Raw genomic sequence first — 26,723 nt, 5'->3', positions numbered from 1 at the left:
CGGGCGTCATGCGAAGGATTATCCCAGCCCGCCATCTCCATGCCGCGCCAGGGGGCGCCGGCTCCGCATCGGGCGACGGCTCCGGGCAGGTTTGCCGCTATGCTGCGCCTTTCACGCCCACGCCCCCGACCGCCTCTCCATGGGACCGCTCCTTCTCAAGCGCCTGCTCACGTTCGCCGCCACGCTTGCCGGGGCATCGGTGGTCGTATTCCTGGTGCTGGAGATCCTTCCCGGCAATGCCGCACAGGTCATGATGGGCCCCGACGCATCGCCCGAGGCAGTGGCGGCGCTGGCCGCCCGGCTGGGCCTGGACCAGCCCGCGCCGCTGCGCTACATGCAGTGGATCGGCGGGCTGCTGTCGGGCGACATGGGCACCAGCCATGCCTACGGCACGCCCGTGCGCGACCTGGTGCTGGAAAGGCTGGCCCTGACGGTGCCGCTGGCGCTGATGGCGATGGCGATCACCACCGTGCTCGCACTGCTGGCCGGGGTGTACGCGGCCTCCCACCATCGCCGCTGGGGTGACGTGGGGATGATGGGCCTGGCGCAGATCGGCATCGCGATCCCGAACTTCTGGTTCGCGATCCTGCTGATCCTGCTGTTCTCGGTGAAGCTGCAGTGGTTCTCGGCGGGCGGATTCCCCGGCTGGACCGAAGCGGCGGGCGGCGGGCCGCTTGCGGCGCTGCAGGCGCTGCTGCTGCCGGCCGTCTCGCTGGCGGTGGTGCAGGCGGCCATCCTCGCGCGCATCACCCGTTCCGCGGTACTGGAGGTGCTGCGCGAGGATTTCGTGCGCACGGCCCGGGCCAAGGGCCTGTCGCGCCGCTCGGCGCTCTGGGGCCACGTGCTGCGCAACGCGATGATTCCCGTGGTCACCGTGATGGGGCTGCAGTTCGCGAACCTGCTGGCCGGCACGATCGTGGTGGAAAACGTCTTCTACATGCCGGGGCTGGGCCGGCTGATCTTCCAGTCCATCGCGAACCGCGACCTGGTCGTGGTGCGCAATTGCGTGATGCTGCTGGCGGCCATGGTGATCGTGGTGAACTTCGCCGTGGACCTGATCTACGCGGCGATCGATCCCCGCTTGAAAGCGAGCGGACTCTGATGCGAACGCCGCTCCATGCCACCGCACCTGCCGCCACCCGGACCGCCATGGCGGTGGACGGGCTGCGGCGCGCACTGCGGCATCCCAGCTTCGCCCTCGGGGCCGCGCTGACACTGCTGATGGCACTGGCGGCCGGGCTTTCCTTCGCATGGACGCCCGGATCACCCTACGACATGGACATGGGTGCGGCCCTCCTGCCGCCCGGAGCCGCGCACTGGCTGGGCACGGATGCGTACGGGCGCGACGTGGCTTCGCTGCTGCTCGTGGGCGCGCGCAATTCGATCCTGGTGGGTGTGATCGCGGTGGGCATCGGGCTCACGGCCGGCTCGGCACTCGGGCTGCTGGCCGCGGCCCGGCGGGGCTGGGTGGAAGAGGCCGTGATGCGGCTGGCGGATTTCACGTTCGCGTTTCCCGCCATCCTCTCGGCCATCATGCTGACCGCCGTCTGGGGCGCCGGCGTGGTGAATTCGATCATCGCCATCGGTATCTTCAACATCCCGACCTTCGCACGCGTGGCGCGCGCCTCGGCCAAGGCCGTCTGGGCGCGGGAGTACGTGCTGGCGGCGCGCGCGTGCGGCAAGGGTCCCTGGCGCATCACGCTGGAGCACGTGCTGCCCAACATCGCCGCCGTGCTGACCGTGCAGGCGACGATCCAGTTCGCGCTGGCGATCCTGGCCGAGGCCGCCCTGTCCTACCTGGGCCTGGGCACGCAGCCGCCACAGCCTTCGTGGGGCCGGATGCTGAGCGAGGCGCAGACGCTGATGTTCCAGGCCCCCCTGCTGGCCGTGTGGCCCGGGCTGGCGATCGCGCTGGCGGTGCTGGGGCTGAACCTGCTGGGCGACGGCCTGCGCGATCTGCTCGATCCACGCCTGGCGCGCCACCGCTGAACGAAGGACCGCCAGTGACTTCCAGCACGACTCCCTCACCCGCCCCCGGCGCCCTGCTCGAGGTGCGCGGCCTCCGGGTGGACCTGCCCACCCGCCAGGGCATGGCGCGGGCGGTGCACGGGGTGGATTTCATGCTCGCACGCGGCGGCACGCTCGGCCTGGTGGGCGAGTCGGGCTGCGGGAAGTCGCTCACCGCGATGGCGCTCATGGGCCTTCTGCCCGAAGGCGCACGCGCCACGGGCCGCGTGCGCTTCGAGGGCCAGGAATTGCTGGACCTGCCCGACGCCGCGCTGGCGCGCCTGCGCGGGCGGCGCATCGCGATGGTGTTCCAGGAACCGATGACGGCGCTCAACCCCGTGCACACCATCGGTGCGCAGGTGGCCGAGCCACTGCGGCGGCATCTGGGGTTGGGGCGCACCGAGGCGCGCGCGCGCGCGGTGGCATTGCTGGACCGCGTGGGCATACCGCGGGCAGCGCACCGCTTCGGCGCCTATCCGCATGAATTCTCGGGGGGGCAGCGCCAGCGCATCACCATCGCCATGGCCCTGGCCTGCGGGCCGGACGTGCTGATCGCCGATGAACCGACGACCGCACTGGACGCCACCGTGCAGCGCCAGATTCTGGAGCTGATCGCGGGACTCGTGGCCGAGCGGGGCATGGCGCTGGTGCTGATCTCGCACGATCTGGGCGTGGTCGCGCAGAGCGTGGACCGGGTGCTGGTGATGTATGGCGGCAGCGTGGTCGAGGACGGCCCGACGCGCGAGGTGTTCGCGCACCGGGCCCATCCCTACACGCAGGGTCTGTTCGCCGCGCGGCCGCGCTGGACGGACGATTCCGGCAACGCGGGCACGGCCCTCGGCGGCCGGGCACGGCTGCCGACCATTCCCGGCACGGTGCCGGAGATCGGAGCGCTGCCGCCGGGTTGTCCGTTCGCGGGCCGCTGCGCCTTCACGGTGCCGGACTGCGACGCCGGATTGCCGGAGCCGGTGGACGTGGGGCCGGCGCACCACGCGCGCTGCATCCGGCTGGAGGCCGTGGAGGCTGCGCAGGCGACGGAGGTACGGCGGTGAACCGGCAGGACGCTCCGGACCTCGCAGTGGCGGATGCGGCCGTGCTGCCGGCACCGCTGCTGGATGTGAGCGGCCTGGTGCGCGACTACCCGCTGCCGCGCGAGCGCCTGTGGGCGCCGCCACCACGCTTCCGGGCACTGGACGGCGTGGATTTCACGCTGGCACCCGGCCGCAGCCTGGGGGTGGTGGGCGAATCCGGCTCTGGCAAGTCCACACTGGCGCGGCTCGTGATGGCGCTGGACGCGCCGACCGCGGGCCAGGTGCGGCTGCGGGGGCGCGATCTGCATGCGCTCGATGCGGCAGAGCTGCGCGCGGCCCGGCGCGACGTACAGATGGTGTTCCAGGACCCATATGGCTCGCTGGATCCGCGCATGACCGTGGAGCGCATCGTGGCCGAGCCGCTGGCGGCGCTGGAGGGCGTGCCCCGCCCGCAGCAGCGCGAGCGCGTGGCCGAAGTACTGGCCCAGGTGGGCCTGCGCCCGTCCGACGCGGGCAAGTATCCGCACGAGTTTTCCGGAGGGCAGCGCCAGCGCATTGCGATCGCGCGGGCCATCGTCACCCGCCCGGCCCTGGTCGTGGCCGACGAGCCGGTGAGCGCGCTCGACGTCTCGGTGCAGGCCCAGGTGCTGAACCTGCTGCAGGACCTGCAGGAGCAGGCCGGACTCTCCCTGCTGCTCATCAGCCACGACCTGGCCGTGGTACGCCATCTGTGCGAGGAGGTCGTGGTGCTCAGGGAAGGCCGCATCGTGGAGCGCGGGAGCCCCGAAGTGCTGTTCCGGTCCCCTGTGCATCCCTACACCCGCGAACTGGTGGCAGCCGTTCCCCGGGTGCTTCCCGTCCATGGCCGGGAGACACTCTATTCATAGATTTTCAAGGTACGGTCATTTCATTCTTCTATGAATATTTAATTCATAGATTTACGTATTTTTGGCATCCGGGTAACATCTATGAATGCCCCGCCAGAATACCCGTCCTGCCGACTACCCCCAGGCCGTGCTGCAGCAGATCGGCCAGCTCGCCGAGAACATTGCCACCGCCCGCAAGCGGCGCGGTGAAACGCAGGCGCAGTGGGCCAGGAAGCTGGGGGTATCGCAGCCCACCATGGCGCGCATCGAGCGCGGAGATCCCTCCGTGGCCATGGCCTCCTATGTGATGTGCCTGTGGTTGATCAACCAGGCGCAAGGGCTCGCGGACCTGGCCGCCCCCGCGCATGACCGTGCGGCGCTGGAACGGGAGGTGGCCCTGGCACGCTCGCGCCGCCCTGCGTCGCGTCCCCGCGACGGCAGGGAACCCGCCAGGCTTCGGGTACCACGAGCCTCCGGGCCGCTTCCGGCATTCGGCGTGTCCGGGCCGGGCCCGGATGCTGCCAGCCAGGCGGCCGGGCTGGCGGCGCTGCTGCACCCCACGAAGCCCCCACGCGAATGACCGACAACGGCAGCGTCCACCCGCGCACCTACGTTCCGCAGGATGAGCTGCACCTGTGGGCCCTGGTGAACCCCGACTACCCGGTGAAGGTCGGCACGCTGCGGCTGTCGGAGCTGGTGCCGGACTGCGCCACTTTCTCCTACGACGAGGGCTGGTGGCACTTCCCGCTGAGCGAGGACCTGCCCATCATGCCGGGCCATCCATTCACGGCGGCAGAGAAAGGCAGCGCGCCGGGCGCCATCGACGATGCCCGGCCGGACCGCTGGGGCGAGCGCATCATCCGCCATATCGACCGTCCGGGGCGCCTGTCTATCCTGGAGATGCTGCTGTTCGCGGGCGACGACCGCTTCGGGGCTCTGGGGGTGTCGGTGTCGGCCCGGCAATATGTGCCGCGCACCCTGGGCCCTTATCCGCAGCTGCGGGACCTGGGGATGCTGAGCGCCGCCATCGACGAAGCCCAGACCCAGGCCCCGGTCACGGAGGCCATGCAGCGCCTGCTGCAGCCCGGGGTCACGCTGGGCGGCGCGCGGCCCAAGGCCCTGCTGCACACCGCCGCAGGGCCGTGCGTGGTCAAGTTCAGCGAACTGGACGACACGGTGGACACGCCCCTGGTCGAGCACGCCACCATGACCCTGGCCGCGATGGCCGGCATCGACGTGGCGCAGACGGGCGTGCTGCCCGTTCCACCGCGCCACGGCAAGGCACGCCATGCATTGACGATCCAGCGCTTCGACCGGCGGGGCCGCCACCGCATGCATTGCATTTCGGCACGGACGGCGCTGCGGGCGGCAGGGCTGGACGAGAGCTACGGGGCCCTGGCCACCGTCCTGCTGCGCCTGGGCCATCCGGACACACAGGCCGCTCAGCGCGAGGAGCTGTTCAGGCGCATGGTGTTCAACATCCTCATGGACAACACCGACGACCACGAACGCAATCACAGCCTGCGCCTGGACTTCGACGGCTATTACGCACTCTCGCCCGCCTACGACGTGGTGCCGACGTTGCAGAACCTGGGCTGCCAGGCCATGTCGGTCGGCGCGGCCGGCGCCGAATCGAGCCTCGACAACGCCATGACGGAACTGAGCGAATTCGGCATCCGCGCGCCGAGGGCCCTCGAACTGGTGCGGCAGGTGGCGCGCACGGTCGATGGCTGGAAGGCCCACTTCGCCCGCACGGGAGTGTGCGATGCCGACCTGGAAGTGCTGCGGGCCAGCATCGACCGGGAAGCCCTGCATCGGCAAAGGCAGGCATTTCTCTGATCGGCGCGGCCCGGCGATGCCGGCCGGCATGGCGGAATGCGCCGCGTGGTGTACAAACACACCCGGACCGAACGGAGACACGCCACCCCATGCCCATCGACCGCCGCACCCTCCTCGCCGCAGCTGCCGCCTCGCCGCTGGCACTGCCGCTGCCAGCCCTGGCCCAGCCCCGCAAGGACACCGTCGTGCTGGCCATGACGCTGGAGCCGCCGGGCCTGGATCCGACGTCCGGAGCTGCGTCGGCCATCGGCGAGATCACGCTCTACAACCTGTTCGAGACGCTGACCCGCATCAACCCCGACGGCAGCACCTCCCCGCTGCTGGCGGAGCGCTGGGACATCTCCCCGGACCTGAAGACCATCACGTTCCACCTGCGCCGGGGCGTGAAATTCCACAATGGCGCCCCCTTCAATGCCGCGGCGGTGAAGTATTCCTTCGACCGTGCGTCCGGCGAGAAAAGCACGAACAAGGACAAGCGCACCTTCGCGAACCTCACCACGCAGGTGGTGGACGAGCACACGGTAGTGGTCATCAACAAGGAGGTCGATCCGGACCTGCTGTTCCTGCTGGGCCAGGCCACGTCAGCGATCGTGGAGCCCACGAGTGCCGAGGGCAACGGCGTGCGGCCGGTCGGCACCGGCCCCTACCAGTTCACGGCCTGGAACCAGGGGGCTTCCGTCACGCTGTCCGCGTGGGACGGCTACCGCACGCCCGGCACGGCGAAGATCCGCCGCGCGGTGTTCCGCTTCATCTCGGACCCCGCCGCCCAGGTGGCGGCACTGATGGCGGGTGACGTGGACGCGTTCCCCCGCGTGGCGCCGCGCGCCGTGCCCCAGTTCAAGGCCAACCCGCGCTTCCAGGTGATCGTGAGCGGCTCCCGCGCCAAAACCATCCTCGCGATCAACAACCAGCGCAAGCCGCTGGACGACGTGCGCGTGCGCCGGGCCATCGCGGCGGCCATCGACCGCAAGGCCGTCATCCAGGGTGGCGCGGACGGCCTGGGCGCGCCGATCGGCAGCCATTACGTTCCGGGCGCATTCGGCTACGTGGACACTACGGGCATCAACCCCTACGACCCCGACAAGGCCCGGCGGCTGCTGGCCGAGGCCGGCGTGAAAACGCCGCTCGAACTCACGATGACGCTGCCCCCCACGCCCTACGCGCGCCAGGGCGGCGAGGTGATCGCGGCGCAGCTCGCCAAGGTGGGGATCGTGGCGAAGCCGAGGAACGTGGAATGGGCTCAGTGGCTGAGCGGCACCTATGCCAACAAGAACTACGACCTCACGCTGATATCCCACGTGGAGCCTTTCGACCTGGGCAATTTCGCCAAGCCCGACTACTACTGGGGATACCGCTCTCCGCGGTTCGACGCGCTCTACGAGCAGATCAGGAGCGCGGCCAATCCCGCCGACCGGGCCCGGCTGCTGGGCGATGCGCAGCGGCTGCTGGCGGAGGACTGCGTGCATGCATTCCTCTACCAGGCGCAATGGGCCACGGTGGCGAACCGCAACCTGCGAGGCCTGTGGAAGGACATGCCCATCTTCGCCAACGATCTGTCGGCCCTGTCATGGGCGTGACGGCCCCCCCCCCGCTGCCGCATGTTCCGGGCCTGAACCAGCAGCACGCCCCTTCACCGCACCTACTCCCCCTGGACACACCCACCGAATGGATATCCTGATCATGGCGGCCTTCATCGCCGCCGGCGTGCACGTGCTGAACCTGCGGCAGCAGCGCCGCCGCATCGGGCTGCTGGCCCGCCACCTGGCGAACTACCAGATCGAAAAGCTCATGGAGAACCTGCTGGAGGGCTATCTGCGGGCGCTCGGCGAGAAGGAGGAAGCGAGGCGCGACCAGATCTGGCAGTTGCTGCGCACCACGGAGCAGCAACTGGCGGAGCAGTTCCAGCGCTTCGCGGCGGAGTTCTCGCAAGTGCCGCACGAGAAGACGCGCGTGAGCCGCATCCCGGTGGCACTGCCCTTCGCGCTGCAGCTGTTTCCTGCCGCGTCGTTCGACCTGCGGCAGGCATTCGTGGTCCACGCCCAAGGCATCGCGCGCGGTGTGCGCAATGATGCCGGCCTCACGCAGCGCGACAAGGCCTTCACGCTGACCGCGGAGCTGCTGCTGATGCAGCACACCTGCCACTGGTTCTGCAAGTCGAAGACGGTGGCCTCGGCGCGCATGGTGGCCCGCCACCGGACGCCGCACCAGCAGTTGGTGGAATCGGTATCGCCGGAAACGCGGCGGGCCTACCTGGCGCTGGTGGGCGGATGAGACGCCGCAGTCAGGCGCATCCCGGAGGTGGCCTGGTTTGGGTCCATCTCGATCACTATTTCCGTCGCACCCGCTGCAGAGGTATGGCCCGGACCCAGTACCCTGCCAGCCTCGGACAGGGAGAGGATCTCGGGCGCGACTTCGAATTCTGCGCTCAACTGCTGGTTTAGTGATTTAGCGAAACCCAGCAGGTTCCCGACCTGGTCCTGGGCCAGCAAAGCCTTCATGTCCAGACCCGCACGTGATCCGCGGCGCTGGGCCAGCGATTCGCTCAGGCCGCCCATGACGCCGCGCAGCACCTGCCTCCCAAGACCGACATCGACTTCGCCCTCGCGCCGGTTGTTCTTGACGGAAATGGCCGTGTGCTGGTTGCTCGCTCCGATGGCCGCCATGACCCCGGACAGCACCGAAACCCCCACGGTCTGCGCGACCGGGGCCTGCCGCGTGCCTCCGGATGCCGCAGACGTCACCTTGCCGATGATCGAGGACGCGGCACTGCCGAAGACCCCGAGGTGGAAGGCCTGCCCGAGCCGCTGCGCGGTCTGCGCGGAAAACTCCTTCACCGTGTACTTGGCAACGAGATCCCGCAATAGCTGCTCTGAGATCACCGACTTTTCCGATGCGAGGAGAAGGGACTGCGCGAGTCCGTCGGGGTCCAATTCCGACAACCGCCCTTGCCCGAGCAGCGCCGCATCGTTCTCCATCCCGGCGAGGGCCGCACGATCGCTCGCCCGACTGTCGGTGTCCCCCTGCCCGACGGCCGGCGGGCGATCGGCCAGCAGTTCCCGCAAGGTTGTCACCTGCCGCCCCACATCCGCTGAAACTCGCTTGACCAGGGACTGCACCGGCATCGAGATGAAGCCCCGAAGCTTTGCGGTATCGATGTCATCCGCTTCCAATGGCTGCCCACGGGCCAGCTTGTCGGTACCCGAAGCGGTGAAGAATTGTCCGTAGAGCAGGTTCAGGACATTGTTGTATTCCTGCTTGGCCCTTTCGTCGAAACCCGCGGCGACGTGCTGGGCTGCCGTCAGCATGAGGGAGGCAACCACCTGCAGCGTGGGCGGCAGGACCCGGGCGGCTCCCGACTTGCCCACCAGCCCCAGCAGGCTGGCTGCGGGTGAACGCAAGGTCCGGGGCACGAACTGCCACCTGTTGCCCATCCATTGGCGTTCATGCGCTCCCTGCGTCATCAGGAATTCTCCATGGGTCCTGTGCAGTTTCTTCTCGGAGTCCAGCCACTGCCTCACCTGCAGGTGCAGTTCTTGGCGCGCCTCGCGGGTAAGCCCGGAAAGCGCCGCAAGCACGGCATCGGGTGGACCTCCCTGATCCGCCTGGATGCCGTGCTCTGCCAGCGTAGCGCGCAACCGGTCGTGCAGGGCGCTGAACTGAACGACTTCGTGTTCCAGCGCTTTGGAGAGTTCGGGCAGCCAGTGCCTGTCGTTGATGTTCTTCTTGTCGGGAACGATCACTGGGCCGTGACGCTCGCGAAGCGACTCGCACAGGGTCACAACGGCCGACTGCTGCAGGGCATTCATGGGAGCAGCGATGGCGGCCGTGCCGAACCCGATCCCGGCGCCGGCCCAGGGATCGCCGGTGGCGTAGTTGACCCACGGCGAGACGATATATTGCAGCGCGTTGTTCATGAACGATCCGGTGGGATTCGGCAAGCCTGACAGGAAAGCGCTGCGCCGCAGTGCATCCACGTCCTCCCGGTCCAGGCCCTGGGCTCCGTACCATGCCCGTACATCGGTTTCCGACACCTCCCTCATGAGGTCCGAGTGCGTGGGTATCTGCCGCATGAGCGGACGCAAGCGGTTCACCAGGTCCACGGCCATCTGTGGATTGACCTCCCGGGATGATTGCGTCGCGAGCGACACCTGCATGCGCTGCAGAGCAACGAGCCGTGCGGCCGGTGTGGAAGCAATCGCACCGCCCCGCTCCACCTGCACGGTTCCCTGCGGCTCGGTAATGCCTGCCTCCAAATCCAGGATCGTCCCGGACTCGGCGGCTCCGGTGGCGGACGCCAAGCTGACGCGGGGCCGCACCGCGGCCTCCGGGCCGTAATCCGTCGCCCGCGCGTGCAGGCCGGTAAGTGGTCCCGGTGCATTGGATGCACTCGCCGTGTCTGGCTTTCCCTGTCCAACCTCCGCATCGGAGACCGGGGACTGCAGTTTGCTCATTCGGCCGGATGCGCGATGACTGATGATGTTGTTGTCCATTGCAAACCCCTGCTCCTCTGATCGGATAACTTATATCCAGCACATTAAGAATGACCAGTTGGAGACACCACGGCAGGCCGAGCGAAGCGATGTCGTGGTTTTCGAAGTTTCAGGAGGAGCGCATCGCGTCCGGGCGCAGGTACTTGATGACCAGAAAGCCGCCGACTCCGTAGCTGTAGCCCTCGCGCCACCGGCCCGATTGCTTCACGCCGCCGAACGGGTCGCCGTCGGACCGCATCCGCGGCGCATCGGCCAGCACGGTGGCGCCCTGCACGCCGCGTCCAGGTCGGCATCGCCGAACACGATGCAAGGCACATTGCCACCCGGCTTCAGCGAGAGTTTCTTGACGATGTCCGGGCTCCGGCGCGTCAGGGTGCGGCCGGTTCCGGTGGAGCCCGTGAGGTGAATGCGCGGCACGCGGGCCATGGGCTTGCCCATGGCGGGAACGGTCACGTCGATGGTGCCGCCGCCCTCAGCGCACCATGCAGGGCCGCTTGTTGTCGAAGCGCCAGCCCGGCACGAGGTACTGCATGGCGACCGCATCGTCGCGTGCGCCCAGGCCGTGCTGCAGGTAAAGCCGGTGCGCGGCTTCCACGGCATCCATGTCCAGCTCCAGCCCCAGGCCGGGGCGTTGCGGTACCTGGATCTGCCCGCCTTTGATCCGGTAGGGTGCGCGGGTGAGGTGCTGGCCGTCCTGCCAGATCCAGTGGGTGTCGATGGCCGTGACCTTGCCGGGCGCGGCGGCCGCCACGTGGGTGAACATGGCGAGCGACACGTCGAAGTGGTTGTTGGAGTGCGAGCCCCAGGTCAGGCCGAAGGCCTCGCACACCTGGGCCACGCGCACCGATCCAGCCATGGTCCAGAAATGCGGGTCGGCCAGCGGGATGTCCACCGACTGCAGCGACAGGCTGTGCGACATCTCGCGCCAGTCGGTGGCGACCATGTTGGTGGCCGTGGGCAGGCCGGTGGCGCGGCGGAATTCGGCCATCACCTCGCGGCCGGAATACACGCCCTCGGAGCCGCACGGATCTTCCGCATAGGCCATCACGCCGTGCAGGTCGCGCGTGAGGCGCACGGCATCCTTCAGCAGCCAGCCGCCGTTGGGGTCGAGCGTGACACGTGCCTGCGGAAAGCGCTCGTGCAGCGCGCGGATCGACTCCACCTCGTCCTCACCGCGCAGCACGCCGCCCTTGAGCTTGAAGTCGGCGAAGCCGTAGCGCGCATGCGTGGCCTCGGCCAGGCGCACGATGGCCCCGGGCGTGAGTGCTTCCTCGTTGCGCAGGCGGAACCAGTCGTCCTCTGCGCCGGATTCGTCCCGGTAGGCCAGGTCGGTCTTGCGGCGGTCGCCCACGTAGAACAGGTAGCCCAGCACCTGCACGGCCTCGCGCTGCTGTCCGTCGCCGAGCAGCGCGGCCACGGGCACGCCCAGGTGCTGGCCCAGCAGGTCGAGGAAGCACGACTCCACGGCGGTGAGCGCATGGATCGTCACGCGCAGATCGAACGTCTGCAGGCCGCGGCCGCCGCTGTCGCGGTCGGCGAAGCGCGCCCGCATCGCGTTCAGCACCGCGCGGTGGTGGCCCACGCCCTGTCCCACGACCAGCGCGCGCGCGTCTTCGAGCGTCTGCCGGATCTTCTCGCCGCCCGGCACTTCGCCCACGCCGGTGCGGCCCGCGCTGTCGCGCAGGATCAGCAGGTTGCGCGTGAAGAAAGGGCCGTGGGCGCCGCTCAGGTTCAGCAGCATGCTGTCGTGGCCGGCCACGGGCACGACGCGCAGGTCGGTGATGACGGGCGTGGCGCCCGGGGCCTGGAGGTTGTCGGAAGATGTCATGGTGAATGGAAAAAAGGAAAGTAAGTACGGCCCCCGGTGCCGTATCCGGCGCGCCCGCGGAGCAGGCCACGCCAGCGGACGCCGTGGAACCGGCTTTGCCGGGCTACCCGGTCAGGGAGGTACCGTTCACTAGTCGGAGGTGATCTTGCGCATTTCGATGAGCTGCTTCCAGCGGGTCCATTCGCGGGCCTGGAAGGCCGTGAATTCAGCCGGCGTGCTCGCCACGATTTCCAGGCCCTGCTCTTCCATGCGCTTGCGCACGGCGGGGTCCTTCATCGACGCGATGGCGGCGGCGGCGAGCTTGTCCTTCACGGCGGCCGGCAGGCCCCGGGGCGCGGCCATGCCCTGCCAGGAATACACCTCGGCACCCGCCACCCCGGCCTCGGCCAGCGTGGGGACGTCGGGCAGCACGGGCGAACGCTGGCTGCCGGTGACAGCGATGGCATGCAGCTTGCCCGCGCGGATGTGCGGCAGCACGGCATTCACGTTCTGAAACGAGAAGTCCACCTGGTTGCCCAGCAGGTCGTTGATGGCCGGCGCTCCGCCCTTGTAGGGGATGTGCAGGCCCTGCGTGCCGGTCTGCTGCCAGAACACCTCGGCGGCCAGATGGTCGGAGGAGCCGTTGCCCGAACTCGCGAAGCTCACCTTGCCAGGCTGGGCCTTGAGCTGGGCGATCACCTCGGGCACCGTGCGGGCCTTCTGCGCCACGTTGGCCACGAGCACGTTCGGCGCCTGCACCGGCACGGTGATGTAGTCGAAATCCCTGGTGGCGTCGTAGGGCACGTTTTTCTGCAGGTGCGGCGTGACGACGAAGGCGCCGAGCGACGACACCAGCAGGGTATAGCCGTCGGGGGCCGCGCGTTTCACGAAGCCTGCGCCGATGGTGCCGGTCGCGCCGGGCCGGTTGTCCACCACGAAGTTCTGTCCCAGCCTGTCTCCCATGCGCTGGGCCATGGCGCGCGCCACCATGTCGGTGGAGCCGCCTGCGGGGAACGGCACGATGATCGTGACCGGCTTGTCGGGCCAGGCTCCCTGCGCCAGGGCGGGCGGCACGGCGCAGAGGAGCATGGCGGACAGTGAAAGGGCGGCGCAGAGGCAGCGCAGAAATCGGGGGGCGGGCATGGCTTTTGTCTCCTGTTTTGCGAATGTTAACGTTAACATTTACGAAATGCAGAGGGTAAACCCGGCTTCTGCGACAGGCGGTTCCGTCATCCGGCGCCATCGCGTGGAAGCGGCACGCCCTAGACTCGCCGGATGGCCCTGCCCCCCGACGCCCCCTCCCCGCCCCCCGGTCCCGCCGCCCGTCCGGGGTCGGCTTCCCGCGCCGCCGTCACCCTGCGGGAAGTGGCCGACCGTGCGGGTGTGTCGATGATCACGGTCTCTCGCGCACTGAAGACGCCACGGCAGGTCAGCGAGGCCACCCGGGCCCGCGTGGAGGAAGCCGTGTCCACCCTGGGCTACGTGCCCAACCTGCTGGCGGGCGGCCTGCGCTCTTCGCGCAGCCACCTCGTCATGGCCCTGGTGCCCACCATCCGTGGTCAGTTGTTCGGTGAAATGATCCAGTCACTCACCGATGCGCTGCATGCGCGCGGCTTCCAGGTGGTATTCGGCGAGGTGGGCTACGCAGCGTCGCGCGAGGACGAACTGCTGCGCGCCATCGTCGGGCGGCGCCCGGACGGCATCGTGCTCACGGGCGTGATGCACTCCCCCGAGGGGCGGCGGCTGCTGCTCGCTTCGGGCATTCCCGTGGTGGAGACCTGGGACACCACGCCTACGCCCATCGACATGCTGGTGGGGCTGTCGCACGAGCGGCTGGGCGACGCGGTGTGCCGCTACCTGCATGGCCGCGGGCGGCGCCGGCTGGCGCTCATCAGCGGTGACGACGAGCGCGCCGCACGGCGCCAGCGGGGGTTTTCCGAGGCCGCCCGGCAACTGGGCCTGCAGGAGCCGGTCCTGCGGTGGGTGCCCGCACCCACGTCGCATGCCCAGGGGCGCGACGGACTGGCTGCGCTGCGGGAGGACACCCCCGACATCGATGCGGTGTTCTGCAGTTCCGACATGCTGGCGCTCGGGGTGCTCACGGAGGCCCGCGAGCGCGGCATCGCTGTGCCCCGGGACCTTGCCGTGGTGGGTTTCGGCGACATCGAGTTTGCCGCCACCCTGGCGCCCAGCCTGACCACCGTGCGCATCGACGGCACGCGCATCGGCCGGATCGCCGCGTCCTTCATCGCCGACCGGGCGGAGGGCCGCGCCCTGCCCGAGCCCCGGGTGGACATCGGATTCTCGATCGTGGAGCGCGAGAGCGTCTGATGCGATGCAGGCGGGTGCGGGCACGCAGGGCATGTTGCGCTTCGCGGTACCGCAAGGCCCTGCGCCCTTCCATCCGGCAGCTGCCGGCGTTCGCGCAGGATGGAGCGATGACATCCATTTCTCCATCCTCCCTTCCCGGCCGCGCCGAACACGCCCGGCCCGCGTCCACAGTGCACGGCGGCGACGGCGGCACGGCACCGACGTCTTCGATCCGCCGTTCATCCCGCCGCGATGCAGCAGGACCGCTGGCAGAACTGCGTGGCATCCGGGGGCCGGGCCTGGGCCATCCACCATCCCGCGCAGGGCTGCGCGCCCCCCGGCAGGCGCCGACGGCAGCGCTCTGGCCCGCGCTGCTGTTCACGGCGCTATGGACCCTGTCGGAAGGCCCGCGCCCGGCGCAGACGCCGGCATCCCTGTCCACGGCGGAAGCCGCGGTCCTCGAGCGGCTCCGGCAATACCGCCCGGCGCGGCCACAGAACTGCATTCTGTTCAGCGATCCCAACAAGGACCCGGACGACGCGGTGTCCTTCGTCATCGGAAAGCCCTTGCAGGAGATGGGGCTGGCGAAGATCCACCATGTCGTGACCACCCTCGGCCCCGCCGACATCCGGAAGGAGCGCGCGCGATTCTCCAAAGGGGTATTCGATGCCCTCGGCATGCCCGACGTCGCCGTATCGGCAGGCGGCGAGTACGACATGGGACGGAGATCGGCAGACCACGGTGTCTTTCTGCGGCGCGGGGAGCCGCTGCGCGCTCCGCAAGAGCGCCTGGAGGCGGAAGCAGGGCAGGATATCGGCGGCAGCCTGGCACGCCTGGAAGGCAGGGCCACGCTGGTGGCGATCGCCGGAATGACCGATGCCAACGCCCTGCTGCAACAGCACCCCGCGCTCGTCAGGGAGAAGGTGGAACGCATCGTCATCATGGGTGGCATCGAACAGGCCCCGGACGCCGAAGGATGGGTGCAGCCCGACGAGCGCGCCTACAACAATCACACCGACCAGGCCGCCGCGCGGGCGTTCTACCGCACGGCCCAGGAATACGGCATTCCCCTGCGCATCGTCAGCAAGGAAGCCGCCTACCAGGCGGCAGTACCCCCAGAGCTCTATGAAGCGCTGGGCAAGACCGGCCACCCGGTGGGCAGCTATCTTGTGGACATCCAGCGCGACGCCCTCAGGCATCTGTGGCGAGGCATCATGGAAGGCCAGATCGCCCGGCTCGACAAGCGATGGTTCTACAACACGTTCGTCGCGCGCCCCGGGGAGAACGCGCAAGCCTTCGAGGCGTGGCGGGCATCCGCAGAGGCATCCTTCGACGCGGTGTGGGAGAGCATCAGCCGGTTGAACCTCTACGATCCGCTCACGCTGCTCGCCGCCACCGACGGGCCCGCAGGCATGCTGTTCCGCCCGGCCCCCGTGCCAACGCGGGGCACGGGCGTGGTGGAAGTGATCGGGGCCGATCAGGTGGCCTCACCCGCGGACGCCAGGAACCTGATGTCCGCCCTCGCCAAGACCGCGCTGGGAAGCTGACGGGGCCTGCGGCGGCGGTCGGAGCCCGGGATCAACGCATCGGGATCACGAACACCTTGCGCGGGGCCGTGCACCCCGGGCCTTCATAGGGTTCGCTGTCGCGCTCCCAGCCCGGGCCCGGGGACACCTGCGTGCAGACGCGCTGGCCATCCACCTTGCTGCGCCAGTAGTACCAGGCGGCCGGACCGGCGTGCGCGGCCATGCAGCACAGTGCCGCCAGCGCGGCGCAGGCGGGAAGGCGCCATGCCGCTGTTCTTGCCATGGCCTTGTCGAGCATGCGGGACTCCTTTCATTGCCGATGTCCGCGGCGATCCTGTCCGCATTGTGCGGCTCCCGTTTGAAGCCGGCGCAAAGCCGGGATTCACCGCGCGTTCAGCTGCCGGGAAACGGCGCAGTCACGATCCATCCCTCAACCGGGTCCAGGCCGGCAGGCAGCCCGTAAAGCAGATCACCCAGCGCATGGCGCCTGGCCGCCCAGGCAGCCTGGACGAGGCAGAGCACGGCATCGAGGCTGTCGCCGCTCGCGTCGCCGGCCAGCGCATCCCGCTGGGCGTTGGTGAGGGCCACGCGCAGCCCCAGCCGGGTGGCGCCCGACTCCAGGCCCGCGATCAGGTCCTTGCGGGCGATGAAGCGCTCGGTGGTCTGTTTCGCCGTCTCGTCGCTCTTGTAGCTGCGCCGCCCGAGGATCTCGCGCGCCAGCAGGCCGGGGTAGGCCTCCAGCGCCACGCGCGCCGGATCACCGGCCCGCAGCCCCGGAATGTGCACACCCGCATCGATCAGCAGCGGCAGGCCCGCGTGCAGCATGTACGCCACGGGCGGGTTGACCCATTTCATCGAGGTGCTGGAGCCGGCCGGCCCGTCGGTGGCGCGGTGCACGAACTTCGCGCCCACGGAACGCGCGGCGCAGAAGGCAGCGAAGGTTTCGCGGATCTGCGGCCGGGTGAGGCTGCGGTAGTGGGCCATGCTGCCGGCCCAGTCCAGGGGCCAGTCCAATGCCTCCAGCAGGCCGCGCGGCAGGCCGAACGGCAGGTCGAAGCCGCCCACCCAGGCGCCCGGCGCGGCCAGCCAGCGGCCGAAGGAGTCCAGCGTCTCGAACCGCTCGAGCCCCGACAGCGACACCCGGCCACCGCGTTCGCGGCCGAGCGCGAGCACGATGGGCTTGCGGCGGCCCGGGCTGCTGGAAAAGTCGCAGCCCACGAGCAGCGGCCCGGCGGAGGGAACCGGCTCGGCCATGCGGCTACCCCAGTGCCAGCGCCACCACGCCGGCGGCGATGAGCACCGCGCCGGCCAGCCGCGAGGCGCGATCGCCCTCGCCGAGCAGGTGTCCGCCGATGAGCGCCGCGAACAGCATCGAGACTTCGCGCGCGGGCGCCACGTGCGACATCGGGGCGACCTGCATCGCGTAGAGCACCAGCACGTAGGACACGGGGCTCACCAGGGCCACGGCCAGGGCGAAGCGCCATTGGGCGCTCCAGAGCCGGCGCGCCGCGGGCACGTCCCGCAGCACCGCGGGCGCGAGAAGCGCCACCCGGACGAAATTGCCCATGTAATCCACGAGGATGGGCGACATCAGCAGCATCTTGACCGCATAGCCATCCACCACGGTGTAGCTCGCGATGAACGCGCCCGTGAGCAGCCCGTAGGCGATGCCCTTGTGCACGCGGGCGCGCGCTGCGGGATCGTGCGATGCACGCAGCAGCGCCGGTCCGCCGGCGATGAGGAACACCCCGCCCACCACGCCCGCGATGCCGGCCACTCCCAGCGCGCTGATGTGCTCGCCGAGGAAGGTGATGGCCACGAACGAGGACAGCAGCGGCCCCGAGCCGCGCGCGATCGGATAGACCACGGTGAGGTCCGCCTTGCGGTAGCCGCGCAGCAGGATCACGTAGTAGGCCATGTGCAGCGCGCCGCTCGCCGCCACGAGCGCCCATTCGGTGGCGCCCCACGAGGGCACAGCATCCCGGCCCAGCCAGAAGCCCAGCGGGGCCCAGACGAACATCATCACCACGGAGGTGAAGAACGCGAACCGCGCGTCGCCTCCTGCCTTCTTGGCGACGATGTTCCAGCCCGCGTGGATGACGCCGGCCAGCAGGATGAGGGCGAAAGCGGAGAACGGCATGCGGAGCCCTGCGGCGGCAGGGCGGTGGACGGATCGGGAAAAGCGCCGGCGGCCTTGGCGGGCCGGGATGCGCCCGGCGGCGGCTGCCGCCAGGGAGGGCAGCAGGAGGCCGCGTCAGGTACGGCCAATGACCGACGCCGTGGCCATGAGCTCTTCCAGCAGCGCCAGGGAGACGCGGCCGGAGACCACGTACGGATCCAGTTCCGGCTTCTCGGAATACTTCAGCAGGGTCGAATGGTTGATGCGGCCGAGGTTCACCTGCCCCATGGTCCAGCCGCCGAAGCGGCGCTCCTCGATCTCCTCGAAGTACAGCAGCTCGACATCCTTGTGGCGGGGATCGCGCAGGATGTGGCCGTAGAGCTCGTTCACGGCAGAGCGGCCACCCTCGATGGCCTGCAGGAACACGCCGGCGCCATAGCAGAGCACCCCGGTGATGCCGCTACCCGGGTTGTGCTGGCGCGACTGGGCCAGGATGTCTTCGATGGCCGCGCTGGAGGTGTCCACCGCGCGGCTCGCATAGAGCAGGCGTACGAGCATGTCAGGTCCTTCCGGGGATGAGCGAGAGGAATTCCCGGCGCAGCGCCGCGTCCTTCAGGAAGACACCGCGCATGACCGAGTTCAGCATTTTGCTGTCCATCTCGCGCACGCCCCGCCAGGACATGCAGAAGTGGCTGGCCTCCATCACGATCGCGAGGCCGTCGGGCTGGGTCTTTTCCATGATGAGGTCGGCCAGCTGCACCACCGCCTCCTCCTGGATCTGGGGGCGGCCCATGACCCAGTCCACCAGGCGCGCGTACTTCGACAGGCCGATGACGTTGGTGTGCTCGTTGGGCAGCACGCCGATCCACAGCTTGCCGATCACGGGGCAGAAGTGGTGGCTGCAGGCGCTGCGCACGGTGATCGGCCCGACGATCATGAGCTCGTTCAGGTGCTCGGCATTGGGAAACTCGGTGATCGCGGGCTGCTTGACGTAGCGGCCCCGGAACACCTCGCCCAGGTACATCTTCGCCACGCGGCGGGCGGTGTCCTGGGTGTTGTGGTCGCCGGCCGTGTCGATGACCATGCTGTCGAGCACGCCCTGCATCTTGGCCTCGACCTCGTCGAGCAGTTGCTCGAGCTCGCCGGGCTCCAGGAAGTCGGCGATGTTGTCGTTGGCATGGAACCGCTTGCGGGCCGCGAGCAGGCGCTCACGTATCTTGGCCGAGACAGGCGCGCCTTCGGGCGGGGGAGCGCTGTTCGGATCGTCGGCGAGGTGTGTGAACATGCCGGCGATGGTACCAGCGATGCGCCACATCGGCTCGACCAGGGTTTCGCTGGCTCCGGCAGCGCCGGCCGGCCACATCGAGCTATTAAATCAATAGCAAACCAATCAGGAAGGCCGCCTCAGTACCGGCTGCCGGTCACCCACAGGGCCAGGCGCATGAGCGCGAACGCCACGCGGTCGCGCAGCCGCTGGCCCCAGGGCCGGGCCCCGTAGGCCTGCGGGTCCAGCCGTCGGCCGGCGTGCTCCATGGCGTCCACCAGCCGCGCCCGCAGCGCCCGGGCGAATCCCGCATCCTCCACCACCACGTTCGCCTCGCGCGCCAGCAGCATGGACAGCGGATCGAGGTTGGACGAACCCACGGTCGCCCAGGGGTGATCGCCCTGCGCGTCGATGACCGCCACCTTGGCGTGCAGGAAGCTCGGCGCGTACTCGTGGATCTCCACCCCGGCCGCCAGCAGCGCGCCATAGACCGGACGTGCCGCGTGGTACTGCATGAAGTACTCGTAGCGCCCCTGCAGCAGCAGCCGCACGCGCACGCCGCGGCGCGCGGCCAGCACCAGCGCGTGCCGCAGCTTGCGCCCCGGCAGGAAATAGGCATTGGCGATGATGACTTCGTGGCGGGCGTTGCCGATGGCGCGGCGGTAGGCGCGCTCGATGCGGCTGCGGTTGCGCAGGTTGTCGCGCAGCAGCAGCCCGGCGCGCAGCCCGTGCACCGCCGCGGCTCCGCCGGGCGCGGCCTCCCGGGCCAGACGTTCCGCCTGGCGGGCCTGCGCCGCGGCGCGCAGATCGCGCATCAGGTCGGCCAGCCGGCGCTGCCGCGCGTCGCGCGTGGCCTGCAGGCGCCACCAGACCTGCTCCATGGCTTCGCCGGCCTCCTCCACGAGGCGGCCCCACACCCGGACGGCGAAATCGAACCGCGGCGACTCCAGCACGCCATGGTTGGGGTCGTGCAGGTCGTCCAGCACGTTGATGCCGCCGCAGTACAGCACGCAGCCGTCCACCACGCACAGCTTGCGGTGCAGGCGCCGCCAGCGCCTGGGCAGCAGCAGGCCCAGGGGGCCCAGCGGCGAGTACACCTGCATGCGCACGCCCGCCTCCTCGAAGCGCTCGGGCCACGGCGAGCACAGGCGGCCCGTGCCGACCCCATCGACCACGAGATGCACACGCACGCCCCGGCGGGCCGCGCGGATCAGCGCCTCCGCGATGTCGGCCCCGGAGCCGGTGCAGTCGAAGATGTAGGTCTCGAACTGGATGTCCGAGAGTGCGGCGTCCATGTCGGCCACCAGCGCGCAGAACAGTTCCGCCGAGCCCTGCAGCAGCGCGACGCGGTGCCCGCCGGACAACGCGGCCGGAACCGCGCGGCGCCGGCGCAGGGTGAAGCGCGGCACGCCGCGCCGCGGTGCGGGGGCGGCCGCCGGAGCGGCGGAACGCGGGGCCGGCGGCATCACAGCCGGAATTCCGCGATCAGCGGCAGGTGGTCGGACATGCGCCACCAGATGCGGCCTCGCGGCACGTGCAGGCCCATGGGCTCCATGCCGCGCACGTACACATGGTCCAGCTGCACCAGCGGCAGGCGCGCGGGATAGGTCAGCGCGCGCGGCTCCCCTTCGTATTCGCGCAGGCCGAACGCCGCCAGCGCATGCTTGACCTGCCGGCCCCAGTCGTTGAAGTCTCCCGCCACGACCAGTGGCGCACCGGCCGGCACCTCCCGCGCCACGAAGCGCTGCAGCTGCTCCACCTGACGCACCCGGCTGCCCGGGATCAGGCCCAGGTGGACGACGATGGCATGCACGCGGCGGCCCTGGACCTCGACCTCGACATGCAGCAGCCCCCGCTGCTCGAAGCGATGGTCCGACATGTCCTCGTGCTGGTGGCCGATCACCGGCCAGCGCGTGAGCAGCGCATTGCCATGTTCGCCATGGCGCGTGAACGCATTGGTGCGGTACACCGCCTCGTAGCCTTCCGGGGCGAGGAATTCGGCCTGCGGCAGTTCGGGCCAGCGCGGGAAATGCCGCGCACCGCGCCGGTGCACCTGGCGCACCTCCTGCAGGCAGACGATGTCGGCGTCCAGCTGCTCGACCGCGTGGCCGAGGTTGTGGATCTCGAGCCTGCGGGCCGGGCCCAGGCCCTGCACGCCCTTGTGGATGTTGTAGGTGGCAATCCGGAGAGTGCCGGCGCCGTCGGAGACGTCCCATGGTTCCATGGCGCGATTGTGGCGCAGCCGCCCGGCCTCCCGCACATTCCCTCTCCCGCTTCCAGCCTCCAGGCCCTACACTGGCGCGTCGCCTCCCCCACTCCTTCGACGCCGCACCGCGGCCTTCCATGTCCAGCGCCAAAGCCGCCCACCTCGCCGAATCGCAGGCCCTGGTCATCGATGGCAACGCGACGTCGCGCAGCATCCTCGTGGCGCAGCTGCGGGAGTACGGCATCGCGCGCGTGGTGCAGTGCAGCAGGGTGCAGGACGCGCGCGCCCGCCTGGAGCACACGGTGTTCGACTACGTGCTGTGCGAGCAGTACTTCCAGGAAACCGGGCAGTCGGGGCAGACGCTCCTCGACGACCTGCGCCGCGCGCAGATGCTGCCCTTTTCCACGGTCTTCTTCATGGTGACGGCCGAGGCGTCGTATGCGGCGGTGGCCGAAGCCGCGGAATCCGCCCTCGACGGCTACCTGCTCAAGCCGTTCACGCCCAGTGCCCTGTTCGAGCGGCTGTCGCTGGCGCGGCTGCGCAAGAACCACCTCAAGCCCATCTTCGACGCGATCGGCGAGGAGGACTTCGAGGGTGCGGCCAGGCTCTGCGTGCAGCGCTTCGAGACGCGCCAGCCCTATTGGCTGTATGCCGCACGCATCGGCAGCGAACTGCTGCTGCGGCTGGGCCGGCACGACGAGGCCCGCACGCTGTTCGAAGCCGTGATCGAAGCGCGCGCCCTGCCCTGGGCCAAGCTGGGCGTGGCGCGCTCGCAGATCGAGGCCGGCCAGGCGCCGCGCGCGGTCACCACCTTGGAGGGCATCATCGGCGAGGACGCATCGTTCGCGGACGCCTACGATGTCCTCGGACGCGCGCAGGTGGAGATGGGGCAGTTCGAGGAGGCGCTCGGCACCTACCGCACCGCCGCGCAGCTCACGCCCGATTCCGTCGTGCGGCTGCAGAAGCTGGGCATGATGGCTTACTACCTCGGCGACCACGACACCGCCGCGAAGATGCTCTCGCGCGCCGCCGTGCTGGGACTGGACTCCAAGCTGTTCGACTACCAGTCGGTCGTGCTGCTCGCGTTCAATTACTTCGACACGTCCGACCGCAAGGGGCTGGAGCGCTGCATGGCCGATTTCGCCCGCATCCGCGAGCGCCATCCGGCCAGCCAGCGGCTGCAGCGCTTCGAGAGCGTAGTCCGCGCACTCCAGTTGATCCTGCAGCGGCAGTTCGCCCAGGCGGTGGCCGGGGTGCGCGCAATGGCGGCCGAGGCCTCCGCCCCGGATTTCGACTTCGAGGCCGCCTGCAACCTCGTGGGGCTGCTGGCCGTGCTGACTCGCACCTCGATCGACCTGCCGGACGCCTCGACCTGGATCGAATCGCTCGGCATGCGCTACTCCAATACGCGCAGCCTGTGCGAACTGCTGGCGCGTGCAGGCAACCTCTGCCCGGAGTATGCGGAAGCCCTGCGCACCTGCCTTCCGCGGGTCAACCGCGCAGCCGAGGAGGCCATCGCCCGCAGCCTGGGCGGAGACCCCGCGAGCGCCGTGGGCCAGTTGCTCGTGCACGCGGACGCCACGCTGAACACCAAGCTGCTGGACCTGGCGCAGCAGGTCCTGACCCGCTATGCCCCGCGCCTGGATGCCGCGGTATCTTCCGGGCACCAGGAGCGCATCGACGCCCTGCGCGCGCGCTGCGGCCACGCGCCCGCCCGGGCCATGCTCGGCCAGGGCACCGAGCGCAAGCCCGGGGAACTGGTGCTGCGCACCGGCCGCGCAACCGCCAGCGCCAGGGCGGACGCCGCCATGCCGCCGGCCGCGGAGGAGCGCACCGACGATGCGGCCGGTGGACTGACCTCCAATGCCGGCCATGGCGGAGATGCCGCCGACCTGCTGCGCCTGCGCCCCGCCTGAGCGCTAGGCATCACGCTGCGCCAGCGGTCGCGGCCTACCGGACGGGGCCAGTCATCCGGAACCTTCCGGGCCCGCGCGTTCCACGAACCGCGGAAGCCACAGGCAGGCCTCCGCATTCGATGGCGAAAAACAGGCCAGCGCTGCCTCGCGCCAGGGCAGCCACTGCCAGGCATCGTGCTCCCGCGGGCTCAGCACGACTGGCGTGCCCACGGGCACGCACATCCCGAACAGCCGCTCGCGGTTGCGCACCACACCCGGCGCATAGCGGTGCAGCCACTGCGGCCAGATGTCGTACTCGTTTTCCAGGAACCAGTCGGTCAGCACATGCCCCGGCGCGCGCGCATCGATGCCGGTCTCCTCGAACACCTCCCGGACCGCGGCGGCCTCGAAGGCTTCCCCAGGCCAGTCCTTGCTGCCCGTGACGCACTGCCAGTGCGGCTCGCCGCCACCCGCGCGGCGGATCATCAGCACCTCGAGCGCCGGCGTATGGATCACCACCAGCACCGACTCGGGAATCTTGTAGCCCACGGAGCCGCTGGCCGGAGGCGCCTGCGGCGGCACGGACTCCCCGCGCATCAGCCGGCCGCCACGAGCGCCGCCAGGTCCAGCGGCGGCTCCGGCCCCAGGGCACCGGCAGCGCACTGGCGCAGCCACGGGGCGCCGATGCGGCACAGCATGCGCTTGCCGGCACCACCGTCGACGGGTACCGAGAGCACCGCGTCGATCAACGGCGCCTGCCCGGCGGCAGACGGCCACGCCACGGGCTGCAATTGCCGCGCATCCATGTCCAGCATGGGGCCGAGTCCATCCACCCGCAGCGCGAATTCGCCCGTGCGCCCGTCGTCCAGGCCGATCCGCAGGACGATCAGCTGGTGCAGGCCCGACGGCAGGCCCGTCCACCCAGCCCGCCCGCGCTGGTCCGCCACGAGCGAGTGCATGTCCACCACGGGGCACACCCGCTCCCCGATCTGCGCCAATCCCAGGAATGGGGCCCGGGCGCGTCCGGCCTGCAGCACGGCGACATCCTGCGCGGCAGCGGCCACGTGGGCCGAACCGATCCCGAACCAGTGCTCGCCGACCAGGAAGGTGGCCAGTTGCAGTTCGCTGCCGGTCTCCCGGCGCGGTGCGGATGCCGCGGGCACCGGCACGCTCCTTCCGCCCCAGCCGGCGGAATCATCGCTGGCGCACAGGCGGCGCAGCGCGATGCAGCGCAGGCCATGGTCATAGCCGTCCTGCGCGCGGAACTCGCGGTAGCCATGGCCCTTGTCGACACCCACACCGAACACTCCTCCGACGAGCGACACCATTCGCTCGCCGGGTGCCACCCGCAGCGCATCCAGGGCCACGGATACAGCCTCTTGCGCACGTGCCGCGCCGGTACGGCTGGCACGCGCCAGGGTGCCTGCGGCATCGACGAAAGCCAGCAGGTCCTGCTCGCCCAGGCCGGCAGCACAGTCGGCCAGGATGGAGTCGAGTTGCTGGGCGGCATCCCAGACGACGGCCACGCCGCCCAGCGCGGCGGCATCTTCCGCCGAGCGCACCGCCGCCGCATAGACGAACGTAGGCGAGCCGGGATGGAAGCGGCTTTCCACGTAGTCGCTGACCGTATAGGCCTGCTCCGAAGGCAGCCGCAGGCAGCGTGCCACCCAGGGTTCATCGAGGACCGTTCCCACATGGTGGGCGCGGTCCGGCCGCGACACCGCCACCACCCGGCCTGAACGGTCGAACAGCACGAGGCACGCATAGACCGTGTAGAGCGCATTGATCTCGGCCAGCACCGCGGCAGAGGCCTCGCACCGCGCGGCGCTGTCCGCCAGCGCCTGCGCGAAACGGGGCGTGAGCGCCCACCAGCGGCAGTCGTTCGCGCGCTCGTACAGGTTGCGGTCCAGGATCTGCATGGCCAGGGACGCACGGCTCTGCGCATCCCGCAACTGCGACTGGGTCACCACGCCGTACAGGCCCTCGAGTGCCGCGGCGAAGGCCCGGGCGGTCTTGCGCGCGGTGGCTCCGATCTCCGAGAGCAGGGTCCGCGCAAAAACCACCTCCCGAGCCGCCACGGCTTCGCCGCCACCGATCTGGTTCAGTTCCAGCAGCCCGTTCCACACCGAACGCTCCAGGGCGGACTGGATGGCGGCCGACCGCAGCGGAATGCCGCGCAGTTCTTCCGACAGCAGGTCCGGGCGGCCGGCCATATGCGTGCGGCCGTCCGACATGCTGGCACGCTCTTCGAAGGCGCCGTCCAGCGGCAGCATGGCGACGCCGCGCCAACCCGGGCCGGCATAGCCCTGAAAACCCTGAGTCCGGCGGACCGCAAGCAGGTACCGGCGCCCCATGTGGCGCACCACCTGCCCGGCGTCGGGCGTGCCGCTCCCCGCCTCGGGAATGCGCCAGTCCACCGGCAATTGGAGCGGATCGCCGGATGCCAGCACCCGGCCCTCTCCATCCACCATCGCCAGCACCGCATCGATACCGGAATGCTCGCCCTCGTCGGTATCGCGGAGGGACTCGAAGATCGCGGGCATCTCATCCGCCAGGCGGAACTCCAGGCACAGCACGCCCACAGTACGTCCTTCCCGAACGACGCGGTGCGCATAGACGAGGGTGGGCACGCTCCGGCCGGTGAAGCCGTGCAAGGCGTGGTGCTCCACGTACGCGGCATCGCTGCCCAGCACCTCGCGCAGGAACTGCTGGTCGCGATCGTGCAGCGCGCCGCCGGGCGCGGGCAGGTCCCCGTGCAGGCAGGCACAGGGGCGGCACTGCGCATCGAAGAGGAAGATATTGCCGTACACGGTGTATTTGCCCGCGTACGCCTTCAGGCGCGACTCGATGGCCGAGCGCTCACCCGGGCTGTGGCGCCCCTCGTCGAGGTACCTGGCCAGCGGGCCGTCCAGCGCAAGGAAGCCGATGTCAGCAGTCCGTTCGAACAGGTTGCGCACCAGCACGTCGATGCAGATCTGCGCGCGGTTCGCCAGGTCGTCCAGGCGGTTGCGCAGCGCCTCCCTGGCCAGCCCGCGCATAAGCTCCCCGGAGAGCGCGGCGAAGTCGTGGCGGGCGCGCGCCAGATCGCTGCCCGAAGAAGCCTTGGTGGACAGCAGCGAGAGCGACGACAGCAGCGACAGATGGTCCCACGCACTTTCGACGAGCCTGAGCTCCTGCTGCTGTTGCTGCGCGGCAGGCATGTAGCGCAGCCATTCTTCCGGGGATGCGATGGGCGAAGTGGACACGTTGCGGTCTCCACCTTTCCTTTGAAAGAGGCAGGATATGGAAAGGTCGTGTCACTTTAAGCAAATATCGCACCTGCCGGGTTCTCCTGAACCCTGAGCGCCCCGGGGCACGGCCAGG

The 26,723-nt window shown here is 69.8% G+C and carries 25 protein-coding genes; 11 read left to right on the top strand and 14 right to left on the bottom strand.

The features are described 5' to 3' along the window. Positions 1-139: 139 nt before the first annotated feature. The 8 genes from BLR05_RS02255 to BLR05_RS02220 all read left to right on the top strand — a co-directional run bounded on the left by BLR05_RS02255 (position 140) and on the right by BLR05_RS02220 (position 8,014). The gene (locus BLR05_RS02255; protein ID WP_092832073.1) at positions 140-1,102 is read left to right on the top strand and encodes an ABC transporter permease; all 963 of its coding nucleotides are present in this window, start codon (positions 140-142) and stop codon (positions 1,100-1,102) included. Next, on the top strand, positions 1,102-1,989 hold the full coding sequence (locus tag BLR05_RS02250; protein ID WP_192883794.1) for an ABC transporter permease: 888 nt from the start codon (positions 1,102-1,104) through the stop codon (positions 1,987-1,989). Before BLR05_RS02255 ends, BLR05_RS02250 begins: the two co-directional genes overlap by 1 nt. A 101-nt stretch (positions 1,990-2,090) precedes the next feature. After that, entirely contained in the window at positions 2,091-3,059 is a 969-nt protein-coding gene (locus BLR05_RS02245) for an ABC transporter ATP-binding protein (protein WP_092832168.1), read from the top strand. Next, a complete protein-coding gene (locus BLR05_RS02240; protein WP_092832072.1) occupies positions 3,056-3,925 on the top strand; it encodes an ATP-binding cassette domain-containing protein in 870 nt (289 codons plus the stop codon). The genes BLR05_RS02245 and BLR05_RS02240 overlap by 4 nt, the downstream gene beginning before the upstream one ends. 85 nt (positions 3,926-4,010) lie before the next feature. Continuing rightward, positions 4,011-4,484: a helix-turn-helix transcriptional regulator gene (locus BLR05_RS02235; protein WP_092832071.1), complete on the top strand. Its 474-nt coding sequence runs from the start codon at positions 4,011-4,013 to the stop codon at positions 4,482-4,484. Next, positions 4,481-5,743 carry a type II toxin-antitoxin system HipA family toxin gene (locus tag BLR05_RS02230; RefSeq protein WP_092832070.1) on the top strand — a complete coding sequence of 421 codons (1,263 nt, stop codon included), beginning with the start codon at positions 4,481-4,483 and terminating at the stop codon, positions 5,741-5,743. The genes BLR05_RS02235 and BLR05_RS02230 overlap by 4 nt, the downstream gene beginning before the upstream one ends. An 89-nt stretch (positions 5,744-5,832) precedes the next feature. After that, the gene (locus tag BLR05_RS02225; protein ID WP_092832069.1) at positions 5,833-7,320 is read left to right on the top strand and encodes an ABC transporter substrate-binding protein; all 1,488 of its coding nucleotides are present in this window, start codon (positions 5,833-5,835) and stop codon (positions 7,318-7,320) included. 88 nt (positions 7,321-7,408) lie between these two features. Continuing rightward, positions 7,409-8,014, top strand: a complete 606-nt coding sequence (locus BLR05_RS02220) for a hypothetical protein (RefSeq protein WP_092832068.1) — start codon at positions 7,409-7,411, stop codon at positions 8,012-8,014. Here BLR05_RS02220 and BLR05_RS02215 read toward each other — a convergent pair. The 5 genes from BLR05_RS02215 to BLR05_RS02205 all read right to left on the bottom strand — a co-directional run bounded on the left by BLR05_RS02215 (position 7,990) and on the right by BLR05_RS02205 (position 13,183). After that, on the bottom strand, positions 7,990-10,233 hold the full coding sequence (locus tag BLR05_RS02215) for a type III secretion system effector protein (protein ID WP_225978950.1): 2,244 nt from the start codon (positions 10,231-10,233) through the stop codon (positions 7,990-7,992). The two genes, BLR05_RS02220 and BLR05_RS02215, sit on opposite strands and share 25 nt — an antisense overlap. 109 nt (positions 10,234-10,342) lie before the next feature. Then, a complete protein-coding gene (locus BLR05_RS26440; RefSeq protein ID WP_167361171.1) occupies positions 10,343-10,507 on the bottom strand; it encodes a hypothetical protein in 165 nt (54 codons plus the stop codon). Continuing rightward, a complete protein-coding gene (locus tag BLR05_RS26950) occupies positions 10,438-10,659 on the bottom strand; it encodes an aldehyde dehydrogenase family protein (RefSeq protein ID WP_434802836.1) in 222 nt (73 codons plus the stop codon). The genes BLR05_RS26440 and BLR05_RS26950 overlap by 70 nt, the downstream gene beginning before the upstream one ends. 46 nt (positions 10,660-10,705) lie before the next feature. After that, positions 10,706-12,061: a glucarate dehydratase gene (gudD, locus tag BLR05_RS02210; protein WP_092832067.1), complete on the bottom strand. Its 1,356-nt coding sequence runs from the start codon at positions 12,059-12,061 to the stop codon at positions 10,706-10,708. A 129-nt stretch (positions 12,062-12,190) separates the two neighbouring features. Continuing rightward, complete coding sequence (locus BLR05_RS02205; RefSeq protein WP_192883795.1) at positions 12,191-13,183, bottom strand: Bug family tripartite tricarboxylate transporter substrate binding protein; 993 nt, start codon at positions 13,181-13,183, stop codon at positions 12,191-12,193. Between the two features lie 132 nt (positions 13,184-13,315). Between BLR05_RS02205 and BLR05_RS02200 the strand changes: the two genes are divergently transcribed. Together BLR05_RS02200 and xopQ are read left to right on the top strand one after the other, a co-directional pair. Continuing rightward, a complete protein-coding gene (locus BLR05_RS02200; RefSeq protein WP_092832065.1) occupies positions 13,316-14,371 on the top strand; it encodes a LacI family DNA-binding transcriptional regulator in 1,056 nt (351 codons plus the stop codon). A gap of 107 nt (positions 14,372-14,478) precedes the next feature. Then, the gene (xopQ, locus tag BLR05_RS02195) at positions 14,479-15,897 is read left to right on the top strand and encodes a type III secretion system effector XopQ (protein WP_092832064.1); all 1,419 of its coding nucleotides are present in this window, start codon (positions 14,479-14,481) and stop codon (positions 15,895-15,897) included. A 31-nt stretch (positions 15,898-15,928) separates the two neighbouring features. Here the strand turns inward: xopQ and BLR05_RS02190 are convergent, their stop codons facing one another. From BLR05_RS02190 to BLR05_RS02160, 7 genes are all read right to left on the bottom strand, one after another. Further along, positions 15,929-16,174 carry a hypothetical protein gene (locus tag BLR05_RS02190; RefSeq protein WP_092832063.1) on the bottom strand — a complete coding sequence of 82 codons (246 nt, stop codon included), beginning with the start codon at positions 16,172-16,174 and terminating at the stop codon, positions 15,929-15,931. 95 nt (positions 16,175-16,269) lie between these two features. After that, entirely contained in the window at positions 16,270-17,130 is an 861-nt protein-coding gene (locus tag BLR05_RS02185) for a DUF429 domain-containing protein (RefSeq protein WP_092832062.1), read from the bottom strand. Positions 17,131-17,134: 4 nt separating this feature from the next. Continuing rightward, positions 17,135-18,016, bottom strand: coding sequence for an EamA family transporter (locus tag BLR05_RS02180; protein WP_092832061.1), 882 nt, complete (start codon positions 18,014-18,016; stop codon positions 17,135-17,137). Between the two features lie 114 nt (positions 18,017-18,130). Beyond that, complete coding sequence (locus tag BLR05_RS02175) at positions 18,131-18,553, bottom strand: BLUF domain-containing protein (RefSeq protein ID WP_092832060.1); 423 nt, start codon at positions 18,551-18,553, stop codon at positions 18,131-18,133. Between the two features lies 1 nt (position 18,554). After that, positions 18,555-19,280, bottom strand: a complete 726-nt coding sequence (gene folE, locus BLR05_RS02170) for a GTP cyclohydrolase I (protein WP_017439518.1) — start codon at positions 19,278-19,280, stop codon at positions 18,555-18,557. A gap of 119 nt (positions 19,281-19,399) precedes the next feature. Beyond that, positions 19,400-20,725, bottom strand: a complete 1,326-nt coding sequence (clsB, locus tag BLR05_RS02165) for a cardiolipin synthase ClsB (RefSeq protein ID WP_377777098.1) — start codon at positions 20,723-20,725, stop codon at positions 19,400-19,402. Continuing rightward, positions 20,725-21,483, bottom strand: a complete 759-nt coding sequence (locus tag BLR05_RS02160; protein ID WP_092832059.1) for an endonuclease/exonuclease/phosphatase family protein — start codon at positions 21,481-21,483, stop codon at positions 20,725-20,727. The genes clsB and BLR05_RS02160 overlap by 1 nt, the downstream gene beginning before the upstream one ends. 119 nt (positions 21,484-21,602) lie before the next feature. On the opposite strand from BLR05_RS02160, the gene BLR05_RS02155 reads away from it, so the two are divergent. Next, the gene (locus BLR05_RS02155; protein WP_092832058.1) at positions 21,603-23,381 is read left to right on the top strand and encodes a response regulator; all 1,779 of its coding nucleotides are present in this window, start codon (positions 21,603-21,605) and stop codon (positions 23,379-23,381) included. A gap of 51 nt (positions 23,382-23,432) precedes the next feature. Here BLR05_RS02155 and nudB read toward each other — a convergent pair whose 3' ends face one another. Beyond that, positions 23,433-23,957, bottom strand: a complete 525-nt coding sequence (gene nudB / locus BLR05_RS02150; protein WP_092832057.1) for a dihydroneopterin triphosphate diphosphatase — start codon at positions 23,955-23,957, stop codon at positions 23,433-23,435. After that, a complete protein-coding gene (locus BLR05_RS02145; RefSeq protein WP_092832056.1) occupies positions 23,957-26,605 on the bottom strand; it encodes a chemotaxis protein CheW in 2,649 nt (882 codons plus the stop codon). The genes nudB and BLR05_RS02145 overlap by 1 nt, the downstream gene beginning before the upstream one ends. Positions 26,606-26,723 lie beyond the last annotated feature (118 nt).

The sequence above is a fragment of the Paracidovorax cattleyae genome (assembly GCF_900104515.1).
GTDB classification, from domain to species: domain Bacteria; phylum Pseudomonadota; class Gammaproteobacteria; order Burkholderiales; family Burkholderiaceae_C; genus Paracidovorax; species Paracidovorax cattleyae.
This window is presented reverse-complemented; position numbering and strand designations above follow the sequence as displayed.